Origin of the sequence: Streptomyces yokosukanensis, assembly GCF_001514035.1 — a bacterium.
GTDB lineage: Bacteria > Actinomycetota > Actinomycetes > Streptomycetales > Streptomycetaceae > Streptomyces > Streptomyces yokosukanensis.
Genome location: NZ_KQ948208.1, coordinates 648,175 through 672,157, shown reverse-complemented (window position 1 = coordinate 672,157; position 23,983 = coordinate 648,175). Strand labels below are relative to the sequence as shown.

The 23,983-nt window shown below is 69.4% G+C and carries 30 protein-coding genes, 3 other RNA genes and 1 pseudogene; 6 read left to right on the top strand and 28 right to left on the bottom strand.

The window, feature by feature from the left end:
• From AQI95_RS09785 to AQI95_RS09775, 3 genes and pseudogenes are all read left to right on the top strand, one after another.
• Positions 1–1,401 (top strand): annotated as a pseudogene (locus AQI95_RS09785) (hypothetical protein); the annotation flags it as partial.
• A 10-nt stretch (positions 1,402–1,411) separates the two neighbouring features.
• On the top strand, positions 1,412–2,263 hold the full coding sequence (locus AQI95_RS09780) for an immunity 49 family protein (protein WP_067120321.1): 852 nt from the start codon (positions 1,412–1,414) through the stop codon (positions 2,261–2,263).
• Between the two features lie 86 nt (positions 2,264–2,349).
• A complete protein-coding gene (locus tag AQI95_RS09775) occupies positions 2,350–3,168 on the top strand; it encodes an immunity 49 family protein (protein WP_067120485.1) in 819 nt (272 codons plus the stop codon).
• A 51-nt stretch (positions 3,169–3,219) separates the two neighbouring features.
• Here AQI95_RS09775 and AQI95_RS09770 read toward each other — a convergent pair whose 3' ends face one another.
• From AQI95_RS09770 to AQI95_RS09745, 6 genes are all read right to left on the bottom strand, one after another.
• On the bottom strand, positions 3,220–5,820 hold the full coding sequence (locus AQI95_RS09770) for a SpoIIE family protein phosphatase (RefSeq protein ID WP_067120319.1): 2,601 nt from the start codon (positions 5,818–5,820) through the stop codon (positions 3,220–3,222).
• A 270-nt stretch (positions 5,821–6,090) separates the two neighbouring features.
• Positions 6,091–6,519: an ATP-binding protein gene (locus AQI95_RS09765; protein WP_067120317.1), complete on the bottom strand. Its 429-nt coding sequence runs from the start codon at positions 6,517–6,519 to the stop codon at positions 6,091–6,093.
• A 100-nt stretch (positions 6,520–6,619) separates the two neighbouring features.
• Entirely contained in the window at positions 6,620–7,030 is a 411-nt protein-coding gene (locus AQI95_RS09760) for a (deoxy)nucleoside triphosphate pyrophosphohydrolase (RefSeq protein ID WP_107121583.1), read from the bottom strand.
• A gap of 48 nt (positions 7,031–7,078) precedes the next feature.
• On the bottom strand, positions 7,079–7,270 hold the full coding sequence (locus AQI95_RS09755) for an SPOR domain-containing protein (RefSeq protein ID WP_067120313.1): 192 nt from the start codon (positions 7,268–7,270) through the stop codon (positions 7,079–7,081).
• 692 nt (positions 7,271–7,962) lie between these two features.
• Positions 7,963–8,715: a GntR family transcriptional regulator gene (locus AQI95_RS09750; RefSeq protein ID WP_067120311.1), complete on the bottom strand. Its 753-nt coding sequence runs from the start codon at positions 8,713–8,715 to the stop codon at positions 7,963–7,965.
• Positions 8,716–8,828: 113 nt separating this feature from the next.
• On the bottom strand, positions 8,829–9,350 hold the full coding sequence (locus AQI95_RS09745; RefSeq protein ID WP_208614116.1) for a DUF4190 domain-containing protein: 522 nt from the start codon (positions 9,348–9,350) through the stop codon (positions 8,829–8,831).
• A gap of 109 nt (positions 9,351–9,459) precedes the next feature.
• On the opposite strand from AQI95_RS09745, the gene AQI95_RS09740 reads away from it, so the two are divergent.
• Together AQI95_RS09740 and AQI95_RS09735 are read left to right on the top strand one after the other, a co-directional pair.
• Entirely contained in the window at positions 9,460–10,758 is a 1,299-nt protein-coding gene (locus AQI95_RS09740; RefSeq protein WP_079071159.1) for a serpin family protein, read from the top strand.
• A gap of 5 nt (positions 10,759–10,763) precedes the next feature.
• Positions 10,764–11,981 (top strand): serpin family protein, encoded by a 1,218-nt coding sequence (locus AQI95_RS09735; protein WP_067120305.1) that lies wholly within the window; start codon positions 10,764–10,766, stop codon positions 11,979–11,981.
• Here AQI95_RS09735 and AQI95_RS09730 read toward each other — a convergent pair.
• Positions 11,944–12,384, bottom strand: coding sequence for a MarR family winged helix-turn-helix transcriptional regulator (locus tag AQI95_RS09730; RefSeq protein WP_067120483.1), 441 nt, complete (start codon positions 12,382–12,384; stop codon positions 11,944–11,946). The two genes, AQI95_RS09735 and AQI95_RS09730, sit on opposite strands and share 38 nt — an antisense overlap.
• A 137-nt stretch (positions 12,385–12,521) precedes the next feature.
• Between AQI95_RS09730 and AQI95_RS09725 the strand changes: the two genes are divergently transcribed.
• Positions 12,522–13,505 (top strand): SMP-30/gluconolactonase/LRE family protein, encoded by a 984-nt coding sequence (locus AQI95_RS09725; RefSeq protein WP_208614115.1) that lies wholly within the window; start codon positions 12,522–12,524, stop codon positions 13,503–13,505.
• 186 nt (positions 13,506–13,691) lie between these two features.
• Here the strand turns inward: AQI95_RS09725 and AQI95_RS09720 are convergent, their stop codons facing one another.
• The 21 genes from AQI95_RS09720 to AQI95_RS09625 all read right to left on the bottom strand — a co-directional run bounded on the left by AQI95_RS09720 (position 13,692) and on the right by AQI95_RS09625 (position 23,980).
• Entirely contained in the window at positions 13,692–14,225 is a 534-nt protein-coding gene (locus AQI95_RS09720; protein WP_067120303.1) for a hypothetical protein, read from the bottom strand.
• A gap of 23 nt (positions 14,226–14,248) precedes the next feature.
• Entirely contained in the window at positions 14,249–15,487 is a 1,239-nt protein-coding gene (locus AQI95_RS48885) for a tyrosine-type recombinase/integrase (protein ID WP_244188685.1), read from the bottom strand.
• Between the two features lie 38 nt (positions 15,488–15,525).
• Complete coding sequence (locus AQI95_RS09710; RefSeq protein ID WP_067120301.1) at positions 15,526–15,708, bottom strand: helix-turn-helix domain-containing protein; 183 nt, start codon at positions 15,706–15,708, stop codon at positions 15,526–15,528.
• Positions 15,705–15,992, bottom strand: a complete 288-nt coding sequence (locus AQI95_RS09705) for a hypothetical protein (RefSeq protein ID WP_067120299.1) — start codon at positions 15,990–15,992, stop codon at positions 15,705–15,707. Before AQI95_RS09705 ends, AQI95_RS09710 begins: the two co-directional genes overlap by 4 nt.
• The gene (locus AQI95_RS09700) at positions 15,989–16,225 is read right to left on the bottom strand and encodes a hypothetical protein (RefSeq protein WP_067120297.1); all 237 of its coding nucleotides are present in this window, start codon (positions 16,223–16,225) and stop codon (positions 15,989–15,991) included. Before AQI95_RS09700 ends, AQI95_RS09705 begins: the two co-directional genes overlap by 4 nt.
• Before the next feature lie 17 nt (positions 16,226–16,242).
• The gene (locus tag AQI95_RS09695; protein WP_067120295.1) at positions 16,243–16,668 is read right to left on the bottom strand and encodes a hypothetical protein; all 426 of its coding nucleotides are present in this window, start codon (positions 16,666–16,668) and stop codon (positions 16,243–16,245) included.
• Positions 16,665–16,853, bottom strand: coding sequence for a hypothetical protein (locus tag AQI95_RS09690; protein WP_067120293.1), 189 nt, complete (start codon positions 16,851–16,853; stop codon positions 16,665–16,667). Before AQI95_RS09690 ends, AQI95_RS09695 begins: the two co-directional genes overlap by 4 nt.
• A gap of 63 nt (positions 16,854–16,916) precedes the next feature.
• Positions 16,917–17,477 (bottom strand): deoxynucleotide monophosphate kinase family protein, encoded by a 561-nt coding sequence (locus tag AQI95_RS09685; RefSeq protein ID WP_067120291.1) that lies wholly within the window; start codon positions 17,475–17,477, stop codon positions 16,917–16,919.
• A 372-nt stretch (positions 17,478–17,849) separates the two neighbouring features.
• The gene (locus AQI95_RS09680; RefSeq protein WP_067120289.1) at positions 17,850–20,093 is read right to left on the bottom strand and encodes a DNA cytosine methyltransferase; all 2,244 of its coding nucleotides are present in this window, start codon (positions 20,091–20,093) and stop codon (positions 17,850–17,852) included.
• Entirely contained in the window at positions 20,093–20,266 is a 174-nt protein-coding gene (locus AQI95_RS47275) for a hypothetical protein (protein WP_159056493.1), read from the bottom strand. The genes AQI95_RS09680 and AQI95_RS47275 overlap by 1 nt, the downstream gene beginning before the upstream one ends.
• On the bottom strand, positions 20,263–20,631 hold the full coding sequence (locus AQI95_RS09675; protein ID WP_067120287.1) for a hypothetical protein: 369 nt from the start codon (positions 20,629–20,631) through the stop codon (positions 20,263–20,265). The genes AQI95_RS47275 and AQI95_RS09675 overlap by 4 nt, the downstream gene beginning before the upstream one ends.
• Before the next feature lie 21 nt (positions 20,632–20,652).
• Positions 20,653–20,720: hammerhead ribozyme type II (locus tag AQI95_RS09670), an RNA gene on the bottom strand.
• 58 nt (positions 20,721–20,778) lie between these two features.
• Entirely contained in the window at positions 20,779–21,015 is a 237-nt protein-coding gene (locus AQI95_RS09665; RefSeq protein ID WP_067120285.1) for a hypothetical protein, read from the bottom strand.
• A gap of 113 nt (positions 21,016–21,128) precedes the next feature.
• Complete coding sequence (locus AQI95_RS09660; protein WP_067120283.1) at positions 21,129–21,548, bottom strand: hypothetical protein; 420 nt, start codon at positions 21,546–21,548, stop codon at positions 21,129–21,131.
• Complete coding sequence (locus AQI95_RS09655) at positions 21,545–21,787, bottom strand: hypothetical protein (RefSeq protein WP_067120281.1); 243 nt, start codon at positions 21,785–21,787, stop codon at positions 21,545–21,547. Before AQI95_RS09655 ends, AQI95_RS09660 begins: the two co-directional genes overlap by 4 nt.
• 86 nt (positions 21,788–21,873) lie before the next feature.
• Entirely contained in the window at positions 21,874–22,602 is a 729-nt protein-coding gene (locus tag AQI95_RS09650; protein ID WP_067120279.1) for a DUF2786 domain-containing protein, read from the bottom strand.
• A 19-nt stretch (positions 22,603–22,621) separates the two neighbouring features.
• Positions 22,622–22,684: hammerhead ribozyme type II (locus tag AQI95_RS09645), an RNA gene on the bottom strand.
• Positions 22,685–22,689: 5 nt separating this feature from the next.
• Entirely contained in the window at positions 22,690–22,941 is a 252-nt protein-coding gene (locus tag AQI95_RS09640; protein ID WP_067120277.1) for a hypothetical protein, read from the bottom strand.
• A 74-nt stretch (positions 22,942–23,015) separates the two neighbouring features.
• The gene (locus tag AQI95_RS09635; RefSeq protein WP_067120275.1) at positions 23,016–23,663 is read right to left on the bottom strand and encodes a hypothetical protein; all 648 of its coding nucleotides are present in this window, start codon (positions 23,661–23,663) and stop codon (positions 23,016–23,018) included.
• 20 nt (positions 23,664–23,683) lie between these two features.
• Positions 23,684–23,769: hammerhead ribozyme type II (locus AQI95_RS09630), an RNA gene on the bottom strand.
• Complete coding sequence (locus AQI95_RS09625; protein ID WP_067120273.1) at positions 23,768–23,980, bottom strand: hypothetical protein; 213 nt, start codon at positions 23,978–23,980, stop codon at positions 23,768–23,770. Before AQI95_RS09625 ends, AQI95_RS09630 begins: the two co-directional genes overlap by 2 nt.
• Between the last annotated feature and the right edge of the window lie 3 nt (positions 23,981–23,983).

Genomic DNA, 23,983 nt, shown 5'->3' with positions numbered 1-23,983 from the left:
ATCGGCGAACACATCAACCTGGGCAGCAGCCTCGACGACGTGGGCCGCGTCGGCGAGAACGTCCCGACGGCACCCGGCGTCCACGCGGGCGGCGACATACCCACCATCCACGCCGGCGGCGACCTCCCCGGCGGCCACGACCTGGGCGACCACCTGCCCGGCGGCTCCGCCGACCACCTTCCGGGCGGCCGGGCCGACACCCACATGCCGACGAACAGCGTCGACACCCACGTCCCGGCCGGTACGACGGACCACCCGGTGCCCGCTCCCGGGGCGAGCGAGCACGCACCGGGCAGTCACGGCAACGACCTCACCCCCCCTGGCCGGGACCTGCCGGGCCACGGCGGCGACACTCATGTCCCCGGCCACGGCGGGGAGCCGCCCACCGGCCTGGGCGGTGCCGACGGACTCGACCACACGGGCGGTCTCGGCGACGACGCCGCACACGACACGCACGACACCACGCACCATGCGGACGAGGCCGCACGGCACCATGCGGAGTACGAGGCGGCTCGCGAGAAGCCCGCCGACCAGCGGACGCCGCAAGAACGGGCGGCGATCACCCGCGAGCACGTCAGGCTCGCCAACGAGGACCCGGTCTGGCGCGCGGAGCACTACGACAAGTGGGGGCTCGGCAAACGCAACAACGCCAGGGAACTTGTCGACGGCCAGCTTCTGCCGAAGCTCGTCGAGAAGCCGGGCGGGGGGTGGATGGCCGCTCATGACCTGCCCTACGCGAGTGCGGAGGAGTTCCACCTCACCCCCTTGGAGAGGGGCCCGGAAACAGTCCATCCGCATGACCTCAACCACCTCGACACGGTGTCGGCCAAGCGCATCGCGGGCATGGACCTGACCAACGCCGAGAAGACCTACCGCGCCGACCCGACCCAGGCTCACGCAGACGCGCTCCTCGAAGCACAGAAGCACTACACACTCACAGTCGGCGAGGGCGTCTCCAACAACACCAAGCTCGGCGAGGCTCTCGGTGAGGAGGCGGCCCGTCGACACATGCTTCTGCAGCCGGAGTTCGCGGGCGCCAAGGAGATAACTGATCTCCCTGAGACGGCCAACGGTTCGAAGAGGTTCGACCAGCTGTGGCGCGACAAGGACGGCCACCTCGTCATCGTCGAGGCAAAGGGCCCCAACGCGAGACTCGACTGGCGCCACGGCAACGGTCCACGAGACAGCGGCACCATGGTGAAACAGGGAACGATGGAGTACGTCCGCACGATCCTGGCCGACATGGATGAGCGCGCCGTCTTCTCACCGAACGACGCCAAATACGCCGAAGAGATACGAGAGGCCATCAAGGACAAGTCGCTGCAGTACGTCCTTGTCCAGGCCACCGAGAACACCGGTAAGTATGCTGGGGCCGAGCTCAAGCATTTCAAGATTTTCTAAGGAGAACGCGTTGGTCTCGATCATCGCCCGCCCCGCGCTGCCTACGGGGAACGCGGAAGAGGGCATCGCCGTGCTCCAGAAGAACGTTCAGAAATTGATCGACGGCTTGGAGACGGACGCCACCGACCTGGGCGACGCCGAGCGCATCGCACTCACCCTGGCACAGTCGCGCTGCCTGCTGGACCCAGAAGCAGCGATCTACCCCACCTGGGACGCCTGGGTCACCGCGATGCAGGTCAGCTCCGCCGTGTTCGCCGTGGCGACCACCACCGAGGACCACGTACAGTGCCGCATCGCGCACAAGGACCGCATACTTCAGGCCACCGGTCCGCAGTGGTACGTGACCCCGGGCTCCTGGATCACCGCTTTCTACCTGGCCGTGGTCTGCCGGGAACGGGACAGGATCACTGCCCTGTGCCAGGTCCCCATGTCGCTGCTCCGGGAGAACGGTTCACGCTTTGCGGAGTATCACTTCGCGTGGATCGACACCCTCCGTACCTACTGGCTCGGAGGCCAGGACCTCGGCCCGAAGCTGGTCGCCGCGGTCGACGGTACCGACCCGGAGACCGTCGCCGACCCGGAAACGGTGGGCAAACTGCTGTACCCGCCGATGGAAATGTTCCACCGCTTCATCCGCAAGGACCACGCCGGGTTCAACCAAGCACTCGCCAACGCTCTCCAATGGCACAAGGAGTACTGGAGCGAGGAGAGTCGAACCTTCCAGGCCTCGGGCCTCGTCGCACTCGCCCCGCTCGCCATCGCCTGCTTCGCCCACGACGCAGGCGTCCCCGTCGAAGTCGAGTCCGAGTACCTGCCCATCGCTCTCCTCGAGCGCAACTGGTGCGGCGAGTTCCCCACCTAGAGCCACTCTCACCGGACGACCTGAGCAGACCAGTGGCAACCTGCATCGACCGCCATGGCTTCAGTGCAGACGGCTCGGCCGAGCTGATGGCACCGATCATCGAAAGCGCCGAAGACGTCCTGGCCCACCTGGAGACGTCCGAAGACGACTGCTACGACGCTCTGCCCACCACGCTCGCTCTCGCGAAGTGGCGCTGCCTGACGAACCCGACGGCGGGTGAGTTTCCGACCTGGGAAGCATGGGTCACCGCCATGCAGGTCGGCTGCGGGCTCTTCGCCGCCGGTACGGCCGCCGAGGGGCCCGTGCCCTGCCGTGTCGGCAGCACGGGCGAGGTGAAGCACCTCCCCGCCACCGGTCCCCAGGTCTATCTCCACGCGGGCAACTGGCTCACCTCCTTCTACCTGGCGGTGATCTGCCGCGACAACGACCGGGTCAACCAACTGGCCCAGGTGCCCGTCTCCTTCCTGCGCGCCTCGGGCGCGGAGTTCGACGAGTACATCTACGCCTGGGTGGAAACCCTCCAGAACCTCTGGTTCGGGCGACAGGAGACCTGGGACACCCTGGCCACCGCCATCAACGGCACCGACCCCGAGGCCGAGGCCGCCCGGATCGCCGGCCCGGAACTCATGCTGAAGATCCTGTACCCGCCGCTCGAACTCTGCCATCGCTACCTGAGCCGGGAGACCGAACAGTTCAACGCGGCCCTGGTCGACGCCCTCACCTGGCACAAGGAGTACTGGACGGCGAACGAGGCCCGCTCCCTCAGCGGCGACGGCCTGGTCGCCCTCGCTCCGCTCGCCATCGCGTGCATGGCCTACGACGCCGACATGCCGATCGACGTCGAGTCCGAGTACATCCCGAGGGCCCTTCTGCGGCGGTCCTGGGTCGGCGAGTACGCCACCTGAGGTTCGCACCCTGGTCCGTTCGCGTCGCCGGCAGAGGGAACCAGCCCCCTCTCAGAACAAACTCAGCAGTGCCTCCGCCGGGTCTGTGAGGGGGTTCTCGCCGCCGGGCAGGGGGAGTTCGAACCAGACCGTCTTGCCGCGAGGCGTGCGGCGCGAGCCCCATGCCGCGCTGAGCAGGCCGACGAGCTGCAGGCCCCGGCCGCCCTCGTCGGTGTCGCGGGCGCGGCGGCGCCTGGGCTGGACCAGCCCCGAGTCCCACACCTCGCACACCAGCGTGCGGTCCAGGAGCAGGCGGAGCCGGATGTCGCCCTCGCCGTATCGCAGCGCATTCGTGACCAGCTCGCTGACCAGCAGTTCCGTCGTGTCCACGAGTGGTTCCAGATCCCAGCTCACCAGCTGCGCGCGGGTGTACTCCCGGGCCCGTCCGACACTGCGGGGCTCGCGCGGCAGCGTCCAGTCGCCGACGGAGTCGGCCGGCAGTCCCTGCACCCGGGCCATCAGCAGCGCGATGTCGTCCTCGCCGTGGTGGGTGTCGAGGGTGTTGAGGACGTGGTCGCAGACGTCCTCCAGGGGGCGTGAGGGGTCCGTGAGCGCGCCCACGAAGGCCTGCAGGCCCTCGTCCAGGGGATGGTCGCGGGACTCGACCAGGCCGTCCGTGTAGAGGGCGAGCAGCGCGCCCTCCGGCAGTTCGACCTCCACCTCCTCAAAGGGCTCGCCGCCCACGCCGAGCGGCATGCCGGGCGGCACGTCCAGCATCAGGGCGGCCTCACCGGGCTCGACCAGGACCGGTGGCAGATGGCCGGCGTTGGCGAACGTACAGCGTCTGGTGACGGAGTCGTACACGGCGTACACACAGGTCGCCAGGTAGACCTCGGAGAGGTCGGCGTCGCGGGGCTGGCGGGCGGTGCGCGTGGCCTGCTGGACGCCGCCGGGTGTGCCGAGGCCCCGGGCGATCTCGTCCAGCGCGGACAGGACCTCAGCCGGTTCGAGGTCCAGCAGGGCCAACGTCCTGACGGCGGTGCGGAGTTCGCCCATGGCGACGGCCGCGCGCAGGCCGCGGCCCATCACGTCGCCGACGACCAACGCCGTACGGTGGCCGGGCAGTTCGATCACGTCGAACCAGTCGCCGCCGACCTCGGTCGCCGCGTTGCCGGGCAGATAGCGGCAGGCGATGTCCAGCCCGGAGGCCTCGGGGTCGCCCGGCGGCAGGAGGGAGCGTTGCAGTATCAGGGCGCGTTCGTGCTCGCGGCGGTACAGGCGTGCGTTGTCGATGCACACGGCCGCGCGGGCGGCCAGTTCCACGGCCAGGTCCCGGTCGCGGTCGCCGAACGGCTCGCTGCCCTTGGTGCGGGCGAACCGGGCGAGGCCGACGACGGTGTCGTGGGCGACCATCGGCACCGCCAGCGTGGACTGCACAAGGCTCCCGTCCTCCGCGGGGACGTGTTGCGGGCGGGCGGTGCGCAGGGCGTCCGCGCAGGGCGAGTTGAAGGGGAAGTGGTGGACCGCGCCGACCGCGACGGGGTCGGCGGAGCCGGTGAAGGGCACGTCCGAGACGGCGCTGGCGAAGGCGACGCGGCGCAGTTCGGCGCTGCCGTCGGCGAGGCCGGGCGGGGTCTCGTCACCGGTGAGCAGGCCCTGGTAGAGGTCGACGGTGGCGAGGTCGCAGAAGCCGGGGACGACGACGTCGAGGAGCTCCCTGGCGGTGGTCTCCAGGTCGAGGGAGTTTCCTATGCGGGCGCCGGCCTCGTTGAGCAGGGCGAGGTTGCGCCGGGCGTTGGCGGCCTCGCGGGCGGCGGCCCGGCGGGCGGTGATGTCGGTGCCGAGCCAGGCGATGCCGATGGGCCGGCCGCTGCCGCTGTGCACCCGGTAGAGGTTGACGGACCAGTGCCGGCGCTCCTCGGAGCCGGGGACGTGGCCCGTGACATGCATGTCGGTGATCGACTGGCCGGATTCCAGCACCCGCCGCAGGGTGGCCGAGACCCGCTCGGCCTCGGGGCGCGGCAGGTAGTCGTGCACGCCGTTGCCCCGGTGGTCGTCCGGGGTGCCGCCGAAGATGGAGGCGAACCGCTCGTTGGCCCGACGCACCCTCAGATCGACGTCGATCAGCAGGAACCCGAACGGGGACTGGCCGAAGATGGCCTGCGAGGCGGCGAGGTCGGTCTCCATGCTGCGCAGGGTGCGGACGTCCACGACGATGCAGACGGCGGCGTTCTCGCCCTCGGCGGTCCGGGTGGGCATGACGTAGACCTCGGCCAGGCCCTCGTCGCCGCGCGCGCCGTCGGCCTTGTCCGGCATCCGGAACGGTACGACCCCGGTCCACTCCCGCCCGTCGAGGATCTCGGCCATCTTGCGCTGACCGCGCTCGCGCAGGTCGGGGTCGATGAAGGCCTCTATGGGATCCATGCCGACGGCGCGTGCGGCGGGGATGCCGAAGAGCTGCTCGGCGCGCAGGCTCCACTGGTCGACCAGGCCGCCGGGGCCGATGGAGAAGGACGCGACCTTGATGTAGTCGTAGATCGAACCGGGCGGACTGCTCTGCCACATGGCGTCGCCGGGCACCGCGCCGCCGTGGATGGCGGCCACCGCGGCCTGGCCCCTCGCGCCGTCCGACGGGTCCTCGGACTCCGTGGCCTTCGCTGGTATCTCGCTCACGCGAACCGTCCCCTCCAGCTCACCGCGCCCGGCACCGGTCACCGGAGGCGGCTGCCCGCAGTATCCAGCACTACGGCGCCGCACGACACGGTGTTCACGATCACAGCTCGGTCCAGATGATTTCAGGACCGTTCCGTGACAACACTTCCACTCTTCTAACCAGGGAACACGCCCTCGAATCACGTACTCCGGCGCTGACCGCGCGCCGGGAGCGCACGGTGGCCTCGTCGGCGCCGGCCGTACACCCCCTGCTCCCCATGTGCTTCCGGCTCACCCCGGTACCGTCAGCTCGAACCAGACGGTCTTTCCGCTCGCGCCGGGCCGGGTGCCCCAGCGGCGCGAGGAGCCCGCGACCAGTTGCAGACCGCGTCCGCTCTCGTCCTCGTCGCGGGCGACGCGCTCGCGCGGCGGGTCGGGGAGCGGGTCGGAGACCTCCACGAGCAGCGTGTCGCCCAGCCCGACGGGGCGTACGAGCCGTACGCCGATGGGGCCGGTGGCATGTCGCAGCGAGTTGGTGACCAACTCGCTGACCAGCAACGCGGCGAGGTCGGAGAGGCAGTCGAGGTCCCAGCCGTGCAGTTGCCCGCGGACCGCCGCGCGTGCGGTGCGCACGGCGCCCGGTTCCGCGGGAAAGGTCCACTCGGCGCAGTCGCCATCGGTGTCGATCACGCCGATCACTTCCCAGGCCAGCAAGCCCACCCATGTCCGGTTTCGTGGGGTTAATGGGCACATACCCGATATCTCGGAAGCAGTACCGCGTGGGAGGGCGCACAGTGGCACGAACGGCGTATGCGGGGGCTCAGCCGCGGTCGGCGGTGAGCCGGGGCGCGACGTCACGAACGGCGGGGACATCCTGGTCCAGCCAGGGCACGTCCCAGATCTCGGCCGGAGCGAGCCAGCGCAGTTCGTCATGGTCCTGCAGCGGCCTGGGCGCGGGCGAACCGGGGCGCAGCCGGGCGGTCCACACCTGCAGAACGTACGGCGCCCGCAGGGGCCACTCGCCGGGCACGCGCTCCACGGGCTCGGCGTCGATGCCGAGTTCCTCGCGCAGTTCGCGCACGAGGGCGTCCTCGGGCCGCTCGCCGGCCTCGACCTTGCCGCCGGGCAACTCCCAACGGCCGGCCAGGTCGGCGGGGGCACTGCGGCGCGCGGCAAGCAGTCGGCCGCCGTCGAGCAGGGCGGCTCCCACCACCACGATCCGGTCCGTCATGGGTGTCATGGGCGTCATGGGGCGGAGCCTACGGGAGGGCGCGCGAGGTCAGTTGCGGCTGCCGTCCCCGTTCTGACCGATGCGCTCGACCCAGTAGAGCTGTTTGTGGCCCCGGTCGTCGAAGCTGTCGGCGATCTTCTGGGCCTCGGCACGGGTCGCGTACCGTCCGACGCGATAGCGATTGCCGTTGTCGTCCTGCCGTATCACGATCCAGGGCAGCGAGACCGTCCCCTCACTCATGGCCCCCACCGCCCGCGCAGCACCTTCTCGCACCGCCCCACTCTCCCCCTCGCTCAACCGCCCGGCCACGCCCGACTGCGCTCGCGCGGGAGGGGCCCGTACTGCGGAGGGACCCCCGTCCCACCCCGGGCCCCCGTCGCGCCCCGCCTAAGGAAACCGCAATCCGCATATGCCCGAGCGTACGCCCAACCTTTACGCAGCGAATACGCCTTTTCACAAAGAGGTACGCAACCAGCCAGAACACCGGGGGCGCACGGGAGTGAACGCGCCGTCGTGAGCGCCGCTGCCCCGAGTCGGGGGCATATCCGAGTGACCGGTGGCCACCTGGGAAAACGGCCGGATTGCAGCGGGCGCCCGCCCCTCGGCCGAAGCCGCGCGCCCCGGGCGCGCCGACCCGAGGGGCGCCAGGGTGTGCGCCACCTCACCCAGAGGGCGCGCACCCGCCCCCGCAGACCGACGCGTCACCCACCGCCGGACCGACAGCCGACCCCCCCGGGAGCCCGCCCCTCGCCCACCCCGGAACCGACCGTCGCACACCCCGCGAACACGCCCCTCACCCACCCCCGAACCCGACCGTCACGCACTCCTCGAACACGCGCCTCATGCACGCCCCTCACGCACCCCCGAACCGCCCCTCACGCACCCGCGAACGCGGCCCTCGCCCTCGCCTCGAATCCCCCCGCCCCCGCGCGTCACTTCACCGGCAGGTGGTACGCCACCCGATAGCGGTCGGCCGGGATGACCACGTCGGCGGTCTCCACCGGGCGGCCGGAGGCGAAGTACGTGCGCTGGACGACCACGACCACATGGCCGGGGACACCGCCGAGCACATGCAGTTCCTCGGCGAGGCCGGGGCGCGCGCCGACCTCCTCGGTGACGTTGTCCACGATCACGTCGATGGCGCGCATGCGCTCGACCACGCCCATGCCGCCGAGCGGTCCCTCCTCGGGCAGCATGACCGGACTGCGGCCGGTGACGGCGAGGGGCTCCCAGGACGTGGAGAGCATCATCGGCTCACCGGCCTCCCGGAACAGGTACTTGGTGCGCATGACCCGCTCACCGATGTGGATCGCCAGCCGCTCGGCGATGGCGGCCCCGGCCTCGGCCTGCTCGCTGCTCGACTCCCAGGTGCCGCGCACCGAGGCGTCGGCCTGCTCCTGCCGGAAGGGCGTGGCCCCGGTGGCCGGCCGGTACCCCGAGCGGGCCACCCGCCGGGGCACGGGCCGCTCGCGCACATAGGTCCCGGATCCGGAACGGCCCTCGACCAGCCCCTCGGCCATCAGCACCTTGCGGGCCTCCAGCGCGACCGTGTCCGAGACGCCGTACTCCTCGCGGATGCGGGCCTGGGACGGCAGCCGGGTGTGGGGCGGAAGTGAACCGTCGACGATCTTCTTGCGGAGATCACCCGCGACACGCAAGTACGCCGGCTGCTCACCGAAAGTCACTGGCCGCTCCCATCAGGTTGTACAGACAGCAACAGCCTGGCAACCGTGGGTTGTGCCGTGCAAGCAAAGGCCAGAGAATCACTCGATGTGATGACATGGGCCGGGGGTGGGCTTTACCCAGGCACTTTCTCCCCCGTATCGATGGGCTCACACCTGAACACGGCTCCGGTCGTCCCGGACCGCACCCACGCGCCCCGGACCGGCGAGAGACTCGCGCTGCGGTGCGTGCCGTCCTTGAACCCGTGCCAGAGGTCGGACGCACCGCCCGTGGCGAACAGCAGCGCCCACAACAGCAGTCCGACGACGGACAGCACCGCACCGCCGACGGCCAGTGCGGTGCCTCGCTCGCGGCGCCGGCGGATCTGCCACAGGGCGACCAGTCCGAGCACCAGCCCCACGCCCGGCAGGAAGCACAGCGCGCCGAGCACGAGGGAGGCGATGGCGAGGCCGTTGACGGGTGCCGGTCGGTTGAAGGGGCTGTATCCCTGGGTCCACGGCCGATACGGCGGCAACTCCTGCGGCCCGCCCGGCTGTTGGGGGTACGACGGCGGGGCGTACGGGCCCTGCGGGTGCGGCCGGGGTGGCTGAAACGGCCCTTGTGGCTGGTGGGGGCCGGAGGGGGGCGGTAGGGACACCGGTACCGTGCTCCTGGGTGGGTGGCGGCCTCGCGGGACCGTTGAACGGCCGGTGGCCGGGCGGACGTACGACTGGGCGCATGGTAAGCGGGGCGGAAACGGGGGCGGAATGAGGGTGGGGACCCTGACCGGGGACCGGGCGGGCGGCGAGGCCGTCGCCCGCAGCCGGGTGGGCGGCGAGGTCGTCCGGGCGGTGAACGGGCTGACCGCACGCTGGGCGCGGACCACACGGGACGGCACCGTCTTCTCGGCGCCCGGGGTCTGGCCCCTGCTGGGCTTCCTGGCCGACGGCGCGACGGGCCCGGCCCGGACGGAACTGAGCGAGGCGCTCGGCGTCCCGGCGGACCAGGCGGCAGGCGCGGCACGGCAGTTGCTGCGCGCGCTGGCCGCGTTCCCCGGTGTCGGGACCGCCGTGGGCCTGTGGACCGAGCGGACGCTGGAACTCGTCCCGCGGTGGGAGGCGGGCCTGCCCGCCGAGGCCCATGGGGTGCTGAGCGCGGACGTCGAGGCGGACCGGCGGGCACTGGACGCCTGGGCGGCCGAGCGGACCGGCGGGCTGATCGGCCGGATGCCGGTCTCGCTGACCGGGGAGACCGAACTGGTGCTGGCCGGGGCGTTGACGATGCGGACCCGCTGGCTGCGGCCCTTCGAGGAGGTGGCGCTGGAGACGGCGTACGCGCCCTGGGGCGGCGTCGAGCGGCTGGGGCTGTGGCGGCGCGGCGCCGTGCTGGACCGGGTGGGCGTCGCCGACACGCCGGACGGCTGGGTCACCGAGCTGAAGGTGCTCGGCAGCGACGCGCTGGACGTCCATCTGCTGCTGGGCGAGGAGGGGATGGCGCCGGGGCGGGTGCTGGGCGCCGGTGTGGACCTGCTGCACCGCCCGCGCACCGTCGTACCCGGCTCCCGGCTGCCGTACGGGGAGGTGGGCCCGGGGCTGCGGGTGGTCAGGGAACGGTCCGCGCGGCACGCGCCGCCCTCCCTGGACGTGCTGACGGCGGCGTACGACGTGAGGGCGCACCACGATCTGCTGGCGCGGCACGAGCTGTTCGGGCTGACGACCGCGCGGGACACGGGCCAGGGCCGCTTCCCCGGCATCAGCGCCCGCCCGCTCGCCGTCGGGGCTGCCGCGCAGAGCGCGCTGGCCCGGTTCGGGGCGCTGGGCTTCCGCGCCGCCGCGGTCACGATGTTCGGAGCGGTCGGCGCCGGCCTGCCGCCGGCGCTGCGGTACGTGACGACCCGGATCAACGCCGCCTTCGACCGCCCCTTCGGCTTCCTCGCCCTGCACCGGCATTCGCGGCTGGTGCTGGCGGCGGGGTGGGTGACGGATCCACTGCCGTTCCCGCAGTACGCGGACGACGCGCAGCCGAACGACGAGTACGTGAACGACACGTGGGAGAACGACGAGTGAGCACGATGAGCGCCGAGACGGTCGGCCGGGTGAACGGGCTGACGGCCCGCTGGGCGCAGGCCCTGCCCGAGGGCACGGCCTTCTCGGCGCCCGGGGTCTGGTCCCTGCTGGGGTTCCTGGCGGACGGCGCGACGGGCCCGGCGCGGGCGGAACTGGCCGGGGCGCTGGGCGTGTCCGCGGACCAGGCGGCCGGTGCCGCACGGGAGTTGCTGGTGGCACTCGCCTCGGTGTCCGGCCTGGACGCCGCGCTCGGCCTGTGGACGCACCAGGGGCTGGCCCTGCGCGAGGAGTGGCGGGCCGGGCTGCCCGCCGGGACGTACGGCGTGTTCGGGGACGACCTCGTCACCGCGCAGGAGCGCCTGGACGCGTGGGCGGCCGAGCGGACCGGCGGGCTGGTCGAGCGCATGCCGGTGACGCTGACCAGGGACGCGCGGATGGTGCTGGCCAGTGCCCTCGCGCTGCGCACGACCTGGCGGCAGCCCTTCGCCGAGCAGCCGCTGCGGCCGGACGCCGGTCCCTGGCGGGGTCGTACCCTGCGGGGGCTGCACCGGCGCAGCCCGCGGCCGGACCGGGTGGGTGTGACGGGCACCGCGGACGGCTTCGTCACGGCGCTGACGGTGCCCGGTGACAACGGCATCGACGTCCATCTGATGCTCGGCGAGGAGCGGATGACACCGGGTCAGGTGCTGGCGGCCGGAGTGGGCGTCGTCGAGCGGGCGCTGCCGCTCGCCGGGGGCGGCTCGCTGCCGCACGGGCATGTGGGGCCGGGCCTGTACGTGGAGCAGCAGCCGGCGGTCGAGCCGTCCCCGCCGACGCTGGATGTGCGGACGGTGGCGTACGAGGTGCGCGCCGATCACGATCTGCTCGCCCTGGCCGGGCTGTTCGGGCTCACGACGGCGGCTGATGCCGGGCGCGCGCACTTCCCCGGCATCAGCGACTTCCCGCTCGCGATCGGCCAGGCACGCCAGTCGGCGCTGGCCCAGTTCGGTCCGCTGGGCTTCCGGGCGGCGGCGGTGACGGCGGTGGCGGCGGCACCGGGCGGTGTGTCGGCGCCGCCGCAGTACCGCTACGAGTCCACGGTCGTCCGGGCCGTCTTCGACCGCCCCTTCGGCTTCCTCGCCGTGGACCGCGAGTCCCGGCTGGTGCTGGTGGCGGGCTGGGTGACGGATCCGGCACCGGAGCCCGTCATGAGCTTCCCGGGCGCTGTTCCTCCAGGACTCTGACGCAGCGCGCCAGCAGCCCGGTGAGCGCGTCCCGCTCCGCCTCGGTGAACTCCGCGGCGAGGGCCCGTTCCACGCGTACGGCGCAGGTGTCGGCCTCGGCGAGCACGGCGCGGCCCCCGTCCGTCAGGCGGGTCTCCAGGACGTTCCTGTGCCACTCGTGCGGGCTGCGGGTGATCAGTTCACGGTCCTGGAGGTTCTTCAGGACCGTGTTCATGGTCGGCGGGGTGACCCCGCACAGCCGGGCCAGGGCGGCCGCGGAGATGCCGGGGTTCTCGTCGAGGTGAAGCAGCGCGGCGTACTGGGCGACGGTCAGGCCCGCCGGTTTGAGGACCGCCGCCTTGGTCGCGTTGAGGGCCTGCTCGGCCCGCTTGAGGTGGGAGCCGAGGCGCTCGGACGCGGGCATGGAGGTCACCCGGACCACATTAACGCCTTGGCCAGGATGAACACCCTGACGGAGATTAATACACTAGCGATGATTAGAGTTCTAATCTAGATTCGCACTCGTCATGCAGTGAGCAGCCGAACCGAGAGGCACCCGCCGTGTCCCGTTCGATCCACCGCCGTACCTTCCTGACCGGCGCGGCCGTCGCAGCCGTGGCCATCGCCGCCCCCGGGGCAAGCGCGGTCACCGGCCCCCGCGTCCGCACCGCCTTCACCCTGCCCGACGACCGCGCCTACCCCGAGGGCATCGCCCTCGACCCGCGCACGGGCGACGCATACGTCGGCTCCTTCACGACCGGCGCCGTCTACCGCGCCGCCGCCGGCAGCCGCGCCGCCGAGGTCTTCCTGGCGGCCGGCACGGACGGCCGCACGACGGCCAACGGCCTGAAGGCCGACCGGGCCGGCCGTCTGTGGGTCATCGACCACACCGCCGGCATCGACGTGTACGACCTGCGCGACCGCTCCCTGCTGGCCCGCTTCGAAGCCCCGCAGGGCGACCAGCACTTCCTGAACGACCTCGCGATCACCGCGGACGGCACGGCCTACGTCACCGACAGCGTGCGCCCGTTGATCTACCGGATCACCCCGGCCGACCTGGCCCGCGCCCACGGCGGCCGCGCACCCTTGACCGCACACGTCGACCTCGGCAGAGCCGTCCCGCCGCACGGGCCGGACGCCTACACCCTGAACGGCATCGTCGCGGACCCCACCGGACACCGGCTGTTCGTCGTCGACATGACCGGCGGCGGCCTGTACCGGGTCGACGCGGCCGACGGCTCGGTGCGCCAAGTCACCCTGCACGGCGGCGACTTGGTGCACGGCGACGGACTGGAGCTGTCCCACCGCACCCTGTGGGCCGCCCACAACACGAGCAACACCCTGACCCGCTGGCACCTCTCCCCCGACGGCACCGAGGCCCACCTGTCCCGCACCTTGACCGACCCCGCCCTCCAGATCCCCACCACCCTGGCCCACACCCCCCACGGCCTCCTCGTCGTCCGCTCCCAGTTCGACAAGGGCGGCCCCATGGGACAGGGCACCCCGACCACGCCGTTCACGGTGGCACGGGTGACGGGAATGTGACCGGCCCCTTTCACACAACACGGCAGGGGCCGGACCCGTCGGGTCCGGCCCCTGCCGTGGGTGTGATGAAGGGGTGGTCAGACGTTGAACCGGAACGTCTGACGCAGGGCTGCCACCTGCGGAAACGTGGCTTCTCAAGATCTCATCCAGCACAGATCCAGCACGGTCGGAACCTATCCAGCACACTCATTCCGGGTAGGCAGGCGCTGTGTCTGGCTCCAGCCCCTCGACCTTCGCGTCAGGATGCTTGAGCGCCCACGCCCGGTTCCACCACACCATCACCCGCTCGCGCAGCTCAACCAGCTCGGCAGTGAGCTGATCAAGATGCTCCACGCTCACAGTCTTGATCCTGAAGCCGCTCGGCTCGATATGGAACCGCTTGCTGTTCATCGCGCTGAGCACCCCATCGAGTTCCCCCCAAGGCCCATGCACGTAGGCATTGCGGTGCTCCATGGCAGCCTCCACGTCAGTGAGGATCACGTCCAGAGCATTCCGCATGAAGGGGTTGAGGTACCCGGCCTCTGCTCCATACCCCTTCGCGAGCTCAGCGAGCCCCTTGATCGTCTTCCCCTTGAGCTTGGCCGCCTTGGGTTCATCGGCGGCCAATAGCGCCCCCGTGAGCTCGACCGTCATCTCGACCGTTGCAGCCGTGTAGACCATGCGCCCCAGGGCGGCGTGGACCAGGGCAAGATCCTCGCCGGGCATGTCCTCGTCAGTCATGAGGCGGATTCTCCCACCCGCAATCAGGCCGCAGTGTCGTAGCCGAAGGCGTCCTCCAAGCCCGCCGGGCCCATGGCCTTCTGCATGATCGCGCGGCAGCGGTCCCACGCCTCGGGGACGAGGTGGCCGTAGATGTCGACGGTGGTCTTGATCGACTTGTGGCCGAGCCAGCGCGACACCTCATGGATCGGGATGCCGGCCGCCAGGGCGGTCGAGGCGAAGAAGTGGCGAAGCGAGTGCGGGTGGTACTTCGGCTTGCCCTCGGCGTCCACCAGCCCGGCCAGCCTGCACGCCTTCTTGAAGTGGTAGCTGTACGTGTTGGCGGTGGGCATGACGCCCTTCCCGCGCTCGCGGGGCGCGAAGTACACCCCGACCTGCCGTGCCTTGCCTGCCGCGTTCTGGAAGGTGAGCGGGATCGGTTCCCACTGCTCAACGTGGGCATCGATCTCGTCGCAGACGAACGGCGCGGCTGGCACGTCGCGGTACTCGCCCTCTTCGCGGTGCTTGAGCGGCACGAGGCGGGTCTTGCAGTCCTCCCGATGGGCCTTCGAGCTGATCTGCCAGCGCACACGGATCACATCGTCGCGGAGGCACCCGGTGTGGAAGGCGAGGGCCTCGCTGACCCGCAGCCCTGCCCCGGCCTGGAGCCAGACGGTCAGCTTGTACTGCGGAGACATGTGCTCGTGAAGGAGACGGACCTCGGGGAGGGTGGGGATCTCGTCCTCGTCGACCGCATGGCTGCCGGGGGCATTCTTCACCTCCTTGGTCGGGTCCTCCTGGATGATCTTCTCTTCCTTGGCGGACCAGAAGATGTGCTTCACCATCTTCATGCGGTCGTACACCGTGCTGGCGGCGAGCTCCTTGCTGATGGCCGCCTTGAAGTGCTCGATGTCCCGCTTCGCGACTCCGGCCATCGTCTTGCGGCCCAGCCGGGGTATCAGGTGCTTGTCGATGAAGCCGCGGTAGTTCGAGAACGTCGAGTCCCCGATCACGCGACGGCTGAGCCAGTCCTCCACGTAAGCCCGGACAGTGATCTTCCCTGCGTTGGGGTCGATGTACGTCCCGACGCTCTTATCGTTCTCAACCTTGCTGGCGAACTTGTCGGCCTCGGTCTTCTTGGTGAAGCTGGCTTCCCGCTGATCGCCGGTTCTGCCGCCGGGCTCCCTGTACCGGACGGTCCAGTCGTGGCCGCAGCGCACCCCTTCGCAGGGGTAGAGCGGGCTTCTCTTGTCGGTCTTGCACCTCTGAAAAACGGTAGCCATGGGCCCCTCTCTCTTGCCGGGGCATGGCAAAGCAGCCGTTACCCGTAGTTGTCGTCGAGGTACGCGACGATGTCGCGCTCACGGAATCGGAGGAGGCGGCCAACCTTCTGGGGCCGCAGTCCCCACGTCCGGTACTTGTTCTTCACGGTGGTCTCGCTGACCTTCAGCCACGCGGCCACCTCTTCCGGCGTTAGAAGCCGGTTACTGCCACCCCGGCTCAACGGGCGGGCCTCTCACCGCGCTGCGCGTCGGTGAGGGAATGCACGGTCTCCCACGCGAGGGCGGCCGACTTCAGCGCCCGCTTCTGGTCCGCCTTGAGCCTTCGGATGCGGGCCGGCACGAGTGCCGGATCGGCGACGCCGAGGAGCTTGGCCGCCTCTTCGAGGAGCTCCTTCGGGTCCTCTATCGGAGCGTGGGCGGGCTGGGAGTACACCCGGCACTCCTGGCCGGAGACTCCGAGGACCCAGCCCCAGCCGTTCTTGAGCGCCTTCTCGGTGTGGTTCAAGCGGCGGCTCCGTGGTACTCGCTGCGGGACTGGGAGGTCAGGTGGTACATGCCGAACTCGCACTCGTAGTAGCGGTTCTCGCAGTACAGGCCACGCCGAGATCCTCGGCGGTCCCCCGCCCGGTGGCGCTTCGCCTGCGCCCTGCCGAGGGCCTTCTCGGCAACGCGCTCGTCCTCGAAGGCGCGTTTGGCGCCGCACTCGCATGTGCGGAAGTCGACGGCCTTGATGGTCATGCCTGACTCTCCTTGGTCTACTTGCGGAACTTGCTGCACGGGCAGGTCGGTATCTGGCAGGCGCCCCGTGCGGCGCTTGCTGCGGAGTGGGTGAACGGGGCGTGGCCGCACTGCTCGTCCTGGCAGTAGCCCTTCCACTTCTTGCCGTCGTGGTTGGCGAGCATCACGCCAGGCGAGTGGAGTCTCACGAGGCGGCCGGTCCCGCCGAACGCCATCTTCGAGGCGAAGGCGCGGGCCTCGGCTTCGTTGCCGAACGGCGCAAAGTTCAGCCCGCGGCTTCCGTCGTGCCACGTGTGGACGAGCGCAATCCAGTCGCGCATCTGGAGGATCTCCCCGACTTCCTTGATCAGCGCCTTGGCCATCTGGTCGGCGCTGTCGAAGCCGGGGTCTTCCAGGAGTGCCTTCACCGCGTCGATCTCCTCCTTGCGGGGGGTGATCCTCACGCGGCGCCGAGTCCCTTCACTGCGACGGGATAGGCGAAGAAGTCCGCCCTCACCGGATGCGCGAATCCTGGGACGAGGTAGGCAAACCCGCTCGTCTTCAGGCCGCTGTCACCCTCGGCGTCCTCGAACTCTGAGCCGTCCGGCAACTCGTCGAGCTCGGCTGGGCTGTTGATGGTGGTACTCACGAGGCTTCCCTCCCTTCCGCAGTCAAGATTACGCAATCAGGCCAGCAAGCGCAAGCATCGCAATCAGGTGGGTGTAATGGCCTCGACGCTCGCCCGGAACCCCTCCAGAGTGCCGGTGTTCAGGATCGTCACGTCGAAGTCGTAGTCGGCGAGGGCGTTCTCGCTGATGTGGTCGGAGTCCTCGATCAGGGCCTGACTGGGCCGCAGAATCTCGACTACCAGTCCCCCGCGCTTCCGGATGGCGTCGGCTTCGTTGGGGAACCGTACGTCGCTGATGACGGTGGGGTCGGTCCACGTTTCGTCATCACGGAACAGGGCGTTCACCCACACGTCCACGCCGAGCACCTGGCGGCCGGCCTCGGTGCCAAGCCGCTGGAGGTATCCCCGTACTTCCGGGAACTCTCGCTTCACGTAGTCCCATCCGTGGCGGTCTACCTCCCACGCAACGGTGGTCGTGCCCGCCTCGCTGTCGGGGTCGATCAGGACGGGGTTGACGGCGTACAGCATGTCCCTTACGGGGTCGGCGAACGCCCTGCGGCTCCAGCCGCGCTCGACGAGGAACGAGGCCGCGGTGTCCTTGCCGGAGCGGGCGGCGCCCGCGAAACCGATCAGCGGGGTGTCCATGGTGATCAGCAGAGTCCTTTCATCCTTCGAGACTGTCAACAAGGCGGTAGAGGCCGGGCGCTCGGACCCGGCCTTCGCATACGTCGCAGTCGCAGTTGTGCAGGCAGGTCGAGCACGGGCTCTCGTCGCAATACGGGTCCGGGCCGTGCCAGTTGTGCGATGGGTCGAGGTCGGGGCAGTTCCAGACGGCGCAGCTCCGGTCCTTGGACCAGGTGGGGTATCGAATGTGCTCACGCTGGCCGAGGAGACCGTGCACCAAGGGCTCGTCCGGGCATGGGAACGTCGAGCGCTGGGCGGAGGTTTCGTCGGTGAAGGCGGCCCGGCAGCGTAGGCATTGAAGCCGCTGCTCGGGCCGTCTCCGGAGCTGGTGCTTCACGCTGCGGTAGCCAGTTCGCGCGCAGGGGCGCCGAGCCTTTCCGCCGTCTCGTGGGGCCACAGCGTGACCGAGTTCGAGCGGGTGGGGGCGCTGCCGGGCTCGTCGATGTAGAGGCGCCACTTGGTCACGCGCCGCCCCCAGTCCTGCACAGTGACCTGCTTCGGTTCGACCAGGAGCACGCCGACCCTGGTCACAGTGCGACCCATGGTGTTGTTGCCCGTGGCCCTTACCTCCTCCCCGGCCCGGAGTTCGGCGATCGGCACTTCCCCGCTTTCGGGTTCCGACTTGAGCTCCACGACGTCCCCGGGGGTGTCCTCGGGTGCGTCCTCCGGGGGTCCGGCCGGGCGCTGTGCGGCGGCGATCTCCTCCAGGTCGCCAAGCAGGCCCAGGCGGTGGCGTATGCCCTCGATCGTCTGCTCCAGCTCCTCAGCTTCCGCGATCTTCGCATCCAGGCTGCGGCGGGTATCGAACGTGCGGGATCGGTGGCGAGCCCTGGCATACGCGGTTGCCTGGTCGTGTACGAGCAGCTCATCAGCGAAGTGCGTTTCGAGGACGGCCCGGAGGCCGGCACGGGTTCGTGCGGTCCCTGCATCGGACAGCTCCGAACGACGGTGCTCACCGGTCCTTCGCCAGAAGTCGAAGCGCTGGGCGTCGCTGGGCTCCGCGATGTGGAACAGTTGCGTGTCGTCCAACTCGACACCGTTCACGGTGAACTCGGCGTGGGTCTCGCTGTACCGGTTCGAGCTCATCATTACCGCGACCTGGCTGGGCAACACCTCGAAGTCGTCCGTCCGGAACTGGGGCTGGATGTGCACCAGGCCCTTCATGCGTGGGCCTGTGACCTCGTAGGAGATGGTCCAGTCCCTCTTGTCCTTCGGTGCCGTGTCGCTCGCCACGCGGCGGACGGTGACCTTCCCGTACTCGGTCTCTACCTCGGTGGTGTTCGTGCTGTCCATGTGACTCTCCTTCGGTGATGCGTCGGCAGGGTGGCCGTAGATCTTGCTGAGATGGATGCGGAGCTTGTGCTCCCACGGCTCTTTGAGGAGCGAGCCGATGACGACGCAGCCCATGGGCGGGGCGACGACATCGCCAATCTGCTGCGTGCAGGACGAGCGGGAGCCGGTCCAGGGGTAGCCGGGCGCGAAACCGACCAGGAGCGCTGCCTCGTCGAGGTTGAACTTGCGGTCCTTGTCGTGTTCCCAGTACCAACCGCGGATTTTGCTGGTGATGCCGGTCGCGGGTTTGTCCGCGCTCCAGCAGTTGCCGCCCGCCGTCTTACGAACGCCTCGCGTGTTGACGCGGATGCCTGCGGGCCAACCGAGGGCCTCGGCGGCTGTGGTGGTCGGCAAGGGTTCCTGGGGGATCAGGGCGGCCATGTCGACGTAGGAGTGCCGGGCGGCCATGAGGAAGACGCGCTTGCGTCGGGACGCGAGTCCGTAGTCCACGGCATCCAGCACGCGGTACTCGGCACTGCACCAGTCCGCCGACCAGAGCTCTTCACGTATCCCGTCGAGGATGGTCTCCGGCAGGGCCGAGCTCTGCTCCATGGCCAGCCAGCGGAGGTTGTCCCACTGTGCGGTGAGGGTGAGCGACCAGATGAGCACCTCGGCGAGCAGGCCGATCCGTTCGTCGGTCATCTCGGCTATCGGGGCCCGTACCTCATCCAGGGTGAGCAGGGGCCCGGTGAATCCGGCGTATCCATCCCACTCAGGGTCGTCGCAGACCAGGCAATCGCCCTCCCACTCGCAGGGACGGGATTCATGCCAGTGCCCGAAGGTCGCCTCGAAGGCAGCGGTGAACACGTCCAGGAGAAGTTCCTGGTTGCGCGGGTCCTGCCCAGCTCTCTTCCCGGCCGGGGTCCAACACTGGCAGGGAGCCGAGACGAGCAGCCCGCGCACCCAGCGGAGGGCCGGATGCTTCGGGTCGAGAGTCCGAACGTCCGCGACGATGCGTTTGAACCCCGCTGCGCGAGCGGTGGCCGACGCGTCCTTGTGTACTTCGACGCCAACAACGTCGAGGTCGTGTTGGAGCACGTCGCGCACTCCGGCATCCCAACCACCGGGCCCCGCAAAGAGGTTGACCACTCGGTCGGGGTCGCCAGGCTGAGGAGCGAAGAGCCAGTGCACCGGCCAGGGCGCCGCGACCTCCTCCAACTCGTTGGGCGACAGGTTGTCGAGGTCCAGTTCCTCGGGGGTTCCGAGTGCCCCGGCCGTGTCGAGGGTGAACGGAGCGGTGAGCATCACTCGCCCTCGTCTTCGAACAGGCAGTCATAGCCGAAGCAGTCACAGAACATGAACTCGCCCCAGAGTCCGCCGTATCCGCACAGGTTGCAGACGGCCCACTCTCGAACGGTGAGGCGGATCGACAGGGATATGCGGCAGCGGGGGCAGCCCAGATGGCTGGGGCCGTTCATGCGGCATCGCCCATCAGTCCGTACCGAGCGCGGTCGCGGGCGGGCATAGCGGTAGGCGGGTACCAGTCGAGGGGTTCGTGCTGGTTCCTGAGTTCCTGGACGGCAAGGTGATCCGCGGCTTCCGGCCGGACCGCGAGCTGGGCGTGCTGGAGCACCTCGTCAAGAAGGGCGTTCGGGTCGACGTCTTCGGGGTTGTGGGCCCACTTCATCTCGTGCGAGAAGTGGATGGTCGGTTGTGCCTGCCGCATGTGGGCGGCGGCTCGACCACCGCCCCAGGTGACGACCACATGGAAGGTGTCGTTGGCGAAGAACCTGGCGCCCGAGGCATTGAAGCCTACGGCGCCATGGGTAGAGCGTGAGCGCATCGTACGTATCCTTGAAGGCGATGCTGGCTGGCATCATCAGGCGAAGCGCACCACCGCTTCGCGACCCGCCTCACCAGCGGGTTTCGCCGGGCGCCCGTCCCTCGCCACTTCCGATGGCAAGGGGCGGGCGTCTTGGTTCACGGGAGATCAGGCGTCGGTGCCGTACACGTCGGTCACATCACGGGCGACGTCGTGGGCGTCGTCGGTGTCGAGGTCGTCAATCCACTGGTCCTCGTTCTCATCGAGCCAGTCCTGAAGGGCCTCGTCGTCATCGGCGATGTCGGCGGGAACCGTGACGGTGGACTCCACGTCGGTGACCGTGGTCTCGGTGACCTCGAAGCGGATGGTCAGGGTGACGGTCTCGGGCTCGGTTACGGTCGTCACTTCTTCTCCAATCGGATGCGTGCACGGCAGGGGGTGCAGGTCAGGTCTTCGTCGAGGAGCTCGGGCACGAGCCCGCACTCGAAGCACGGTTCGGTGTTGCGGTCGGTCATGAACTAGTCCTTCAGCGCACGGTCGAGGACCGGCCAGTACCAGGGGCATTCGTCCTCGGACCAGAGGCGATCTGCTGCGACGCGGCGCCGGGCCTGGGTGGCGCAGTTAGCGCACATGAACTGATCTCCGAGGACGTGAGTCGTCCAGGGGCCGCGCCCGCGCACCTTCGGCGGGCAGGTCTCGCAGGGGCCGCCACCGCGGATGTGCTGGTACGAGAGGACGGTGTTCCCGGTGTGCGGGGAGGTCGTCCAGACGGCCGCGTGCCCGCTTTCCTCGGCCTGGTCGTGAGCGAGCCGAAAGGCGTCGCGGTACCCGTAGTCGAGGAAGGTCCCCTCGGCCTTCTCCATGCGGTCGTGGCAGTAGAGACCGTGACTCAGGGCATCCGAGTCGGGGCACACGTACACGTCGTATCGCCAGGTCACTTGGCGTCCTCCTTGGTGGATTCCTGGAGGGCGTCGAGGATCTCGGCCATGGCCGGGCTCGGCTGCTCCTCTTCGGGAAGCAGCTCGGCGGGGAGGCTGATCAGGAGCCTGTGCGTTTCCTGGGCAAGGGCAACCAGGGTGTACCACTCGGCGGTGCCGGGGTCGAAGTCCTCGCGCCACGCGGTGACTTCGCGGCACATCTTCAGGACGGTGCGGATTGAATCCTTGGTGCTGTCCATGTCGGTCTTTCAAGCTCGGGGAGGTGTCTTCAGGGGGCCGCCCCCGTCCGTACAGAAGGGAGCAGGGGCGGCCGATGGGTGAGGGGTCAGACGCTCAGTGCACGGCGGCGTTGACCGACACGGGTCTGTCCGAGGTCGGCGCGGCGGCCTGCTTCCTGCCCGGCCTTGAGGCCGGTTCCGCGTCGCCTGGTACCCCCGCCCTTCCGGCTGTCGGGGTAGGCGGCGTTGAAGCGCGCCATGGTCACGGCCTTGCGGTCGGCGACGACCAGTTCGGCGGAGCGTCCCGAAGCCGATGCTGGAGCTTCCTGCCGTGCGCGGGCCTCGATCTCCTGAAGTCGCTTGTGGACGGTCAGGATGAATCCGGCCACCCAGGACTTCCGGTAGGTAATCGTGCTCTCGCCAGGGGCGGGGCGGCCCTGGCGCATGCCGTTGAACATCTGGAGGAGTAGCGAGGTAAACAGCAACTCCACACGGTCAAGGTCGGACTCGTAGCCGAAGAGGTGAACCTCCGCCTTCCCCCGGCTCTTGTCCTTCGTGATGCCGTGGCAGTTCAGCACATCGGCGATGTAACCGAGCAGGTATATCCGGTCGTTGGCGTAGTTCCCCTCGACGACGATCACGCGGTCACCGGGACGGTCCAAGGCCGGGTCGGAATCGGCGAGCATGGCCCGCTCAATTCCATACTTCGCCATCAGCTCAGCGGCCTTCGCGAAGTACGCCTTGGCCTCTTCGGCGGAGGCGGCGGTGTCTTCGGCCTTGGCCAGAAGTGCGCGAATCCTCGCGAGCATCGGGTTCGACTGCTCGTTGTCGTTCATGTCTACCTCGTAAATCTTGATGCGGCTGGCATCGTCAGGAAGCGGGCACCACCCCGCCCCGACCCCCGAAGGGGTTTCGCCTTTGCATCAGGTGGCGCTTATGAGGTCCCAACCGGTCAGCAGGTGCTTGATGAAGAGGTCGTTGAACTTCGCCTCCGCTGCTGCCTTGCGGGTTTCGTGGTCGTCGTCCTCGAAGGTGAAGGCCGTCTCCATGAAGGGCTCATCGACTCCGGGCAGGAAAAGCCCGGCCACCACCACATCGTCGAATCGGAGAACCAAGCCGAGCGCACCGGTCGCCAGACTAGAAAAGGCGGCCATCTCGTCGGGGTGCAGCATCATTTCTCGCTTTCGAGCAGGTTGAAGCCGCCCCTCCCCAAGGGGGAGTAATTGAGAAGGGGCGGCAGAACGGGGGATTAAGCGCGAGCCAGGTCGCGGTTGGAAGTGACCTCCTGAACGGAGATCCCGTGCTCGTGGATGACTCCACAGTCGTCCTCGCCGCACTCGCACTCCTGGCGGAGAGTCGTGGCGTGCATGTCGGCGCAGCCCTGGGCGTACTGCCAGGCGGACCACAGGCTTGTGAAGATCGATTCGGCGTCGCGCTCGTATCCTTCGGACTGCGTCACGACGACGCGCTCCGGCCCTTCGGCCTTGACCTCCCACAGCCCCACGAGGTCACCGGTTTCGCGCCACACACGCACCTCGTGCGCAGGCTCGCATTCACCCTCGAAGGTGCACCCGGACCCGTCGCAGTAATTCGTGAAGCAGTGCCATGTCACGGCCGGATCGCAGGTGTCCGGGTTTTCTCGACACTCGCGGCACTGACGGCGATCAATGACCTGGATGCCGCAACAGTCGCAATCGTGGTATCCGCGAACGATCTCCTCGGACTGGTCCTCAATCAGGTACCAACCCTCGGGGACGTATTCCTCGGCGTCGTCGGGTTCATCCGACAGGTAGAGCCAAACGTCGTCAGTCTGGGTTCCGGTAGTCCGGTCCCCCTTCCCGATGACCAAGTACAGGCAGTACGCGGCCTCACTCGGGTTTACGACTTGGGCACTCATGTGACCCCTGTTCATGCTTGATGCGGCTGGCATCGTCAGCAGCCGGGCACCACCCCGGCCGGACGCCCTGCCCACCGCTGGCGTGCGGGGACAAGGCGTTTCGCCTAGCTGGCCAGTTGCCAGACGCCCGCGAAGGCCCTGGACTTCTGGCCCGAGCACATCGGGCACCAGCGGCTGAATTCGCCGCGCTTCGGCGCCGGTTCGGTGACCGTCATTCCGGCACCGCACCGCGCCACGGCGGACGTTCCGAGCTGGCCTCGCTTCACGTGCAGCAGTCGGGAGTAGCCCCCGGTGCGGAAACCGACCTCGATCGGCATGGG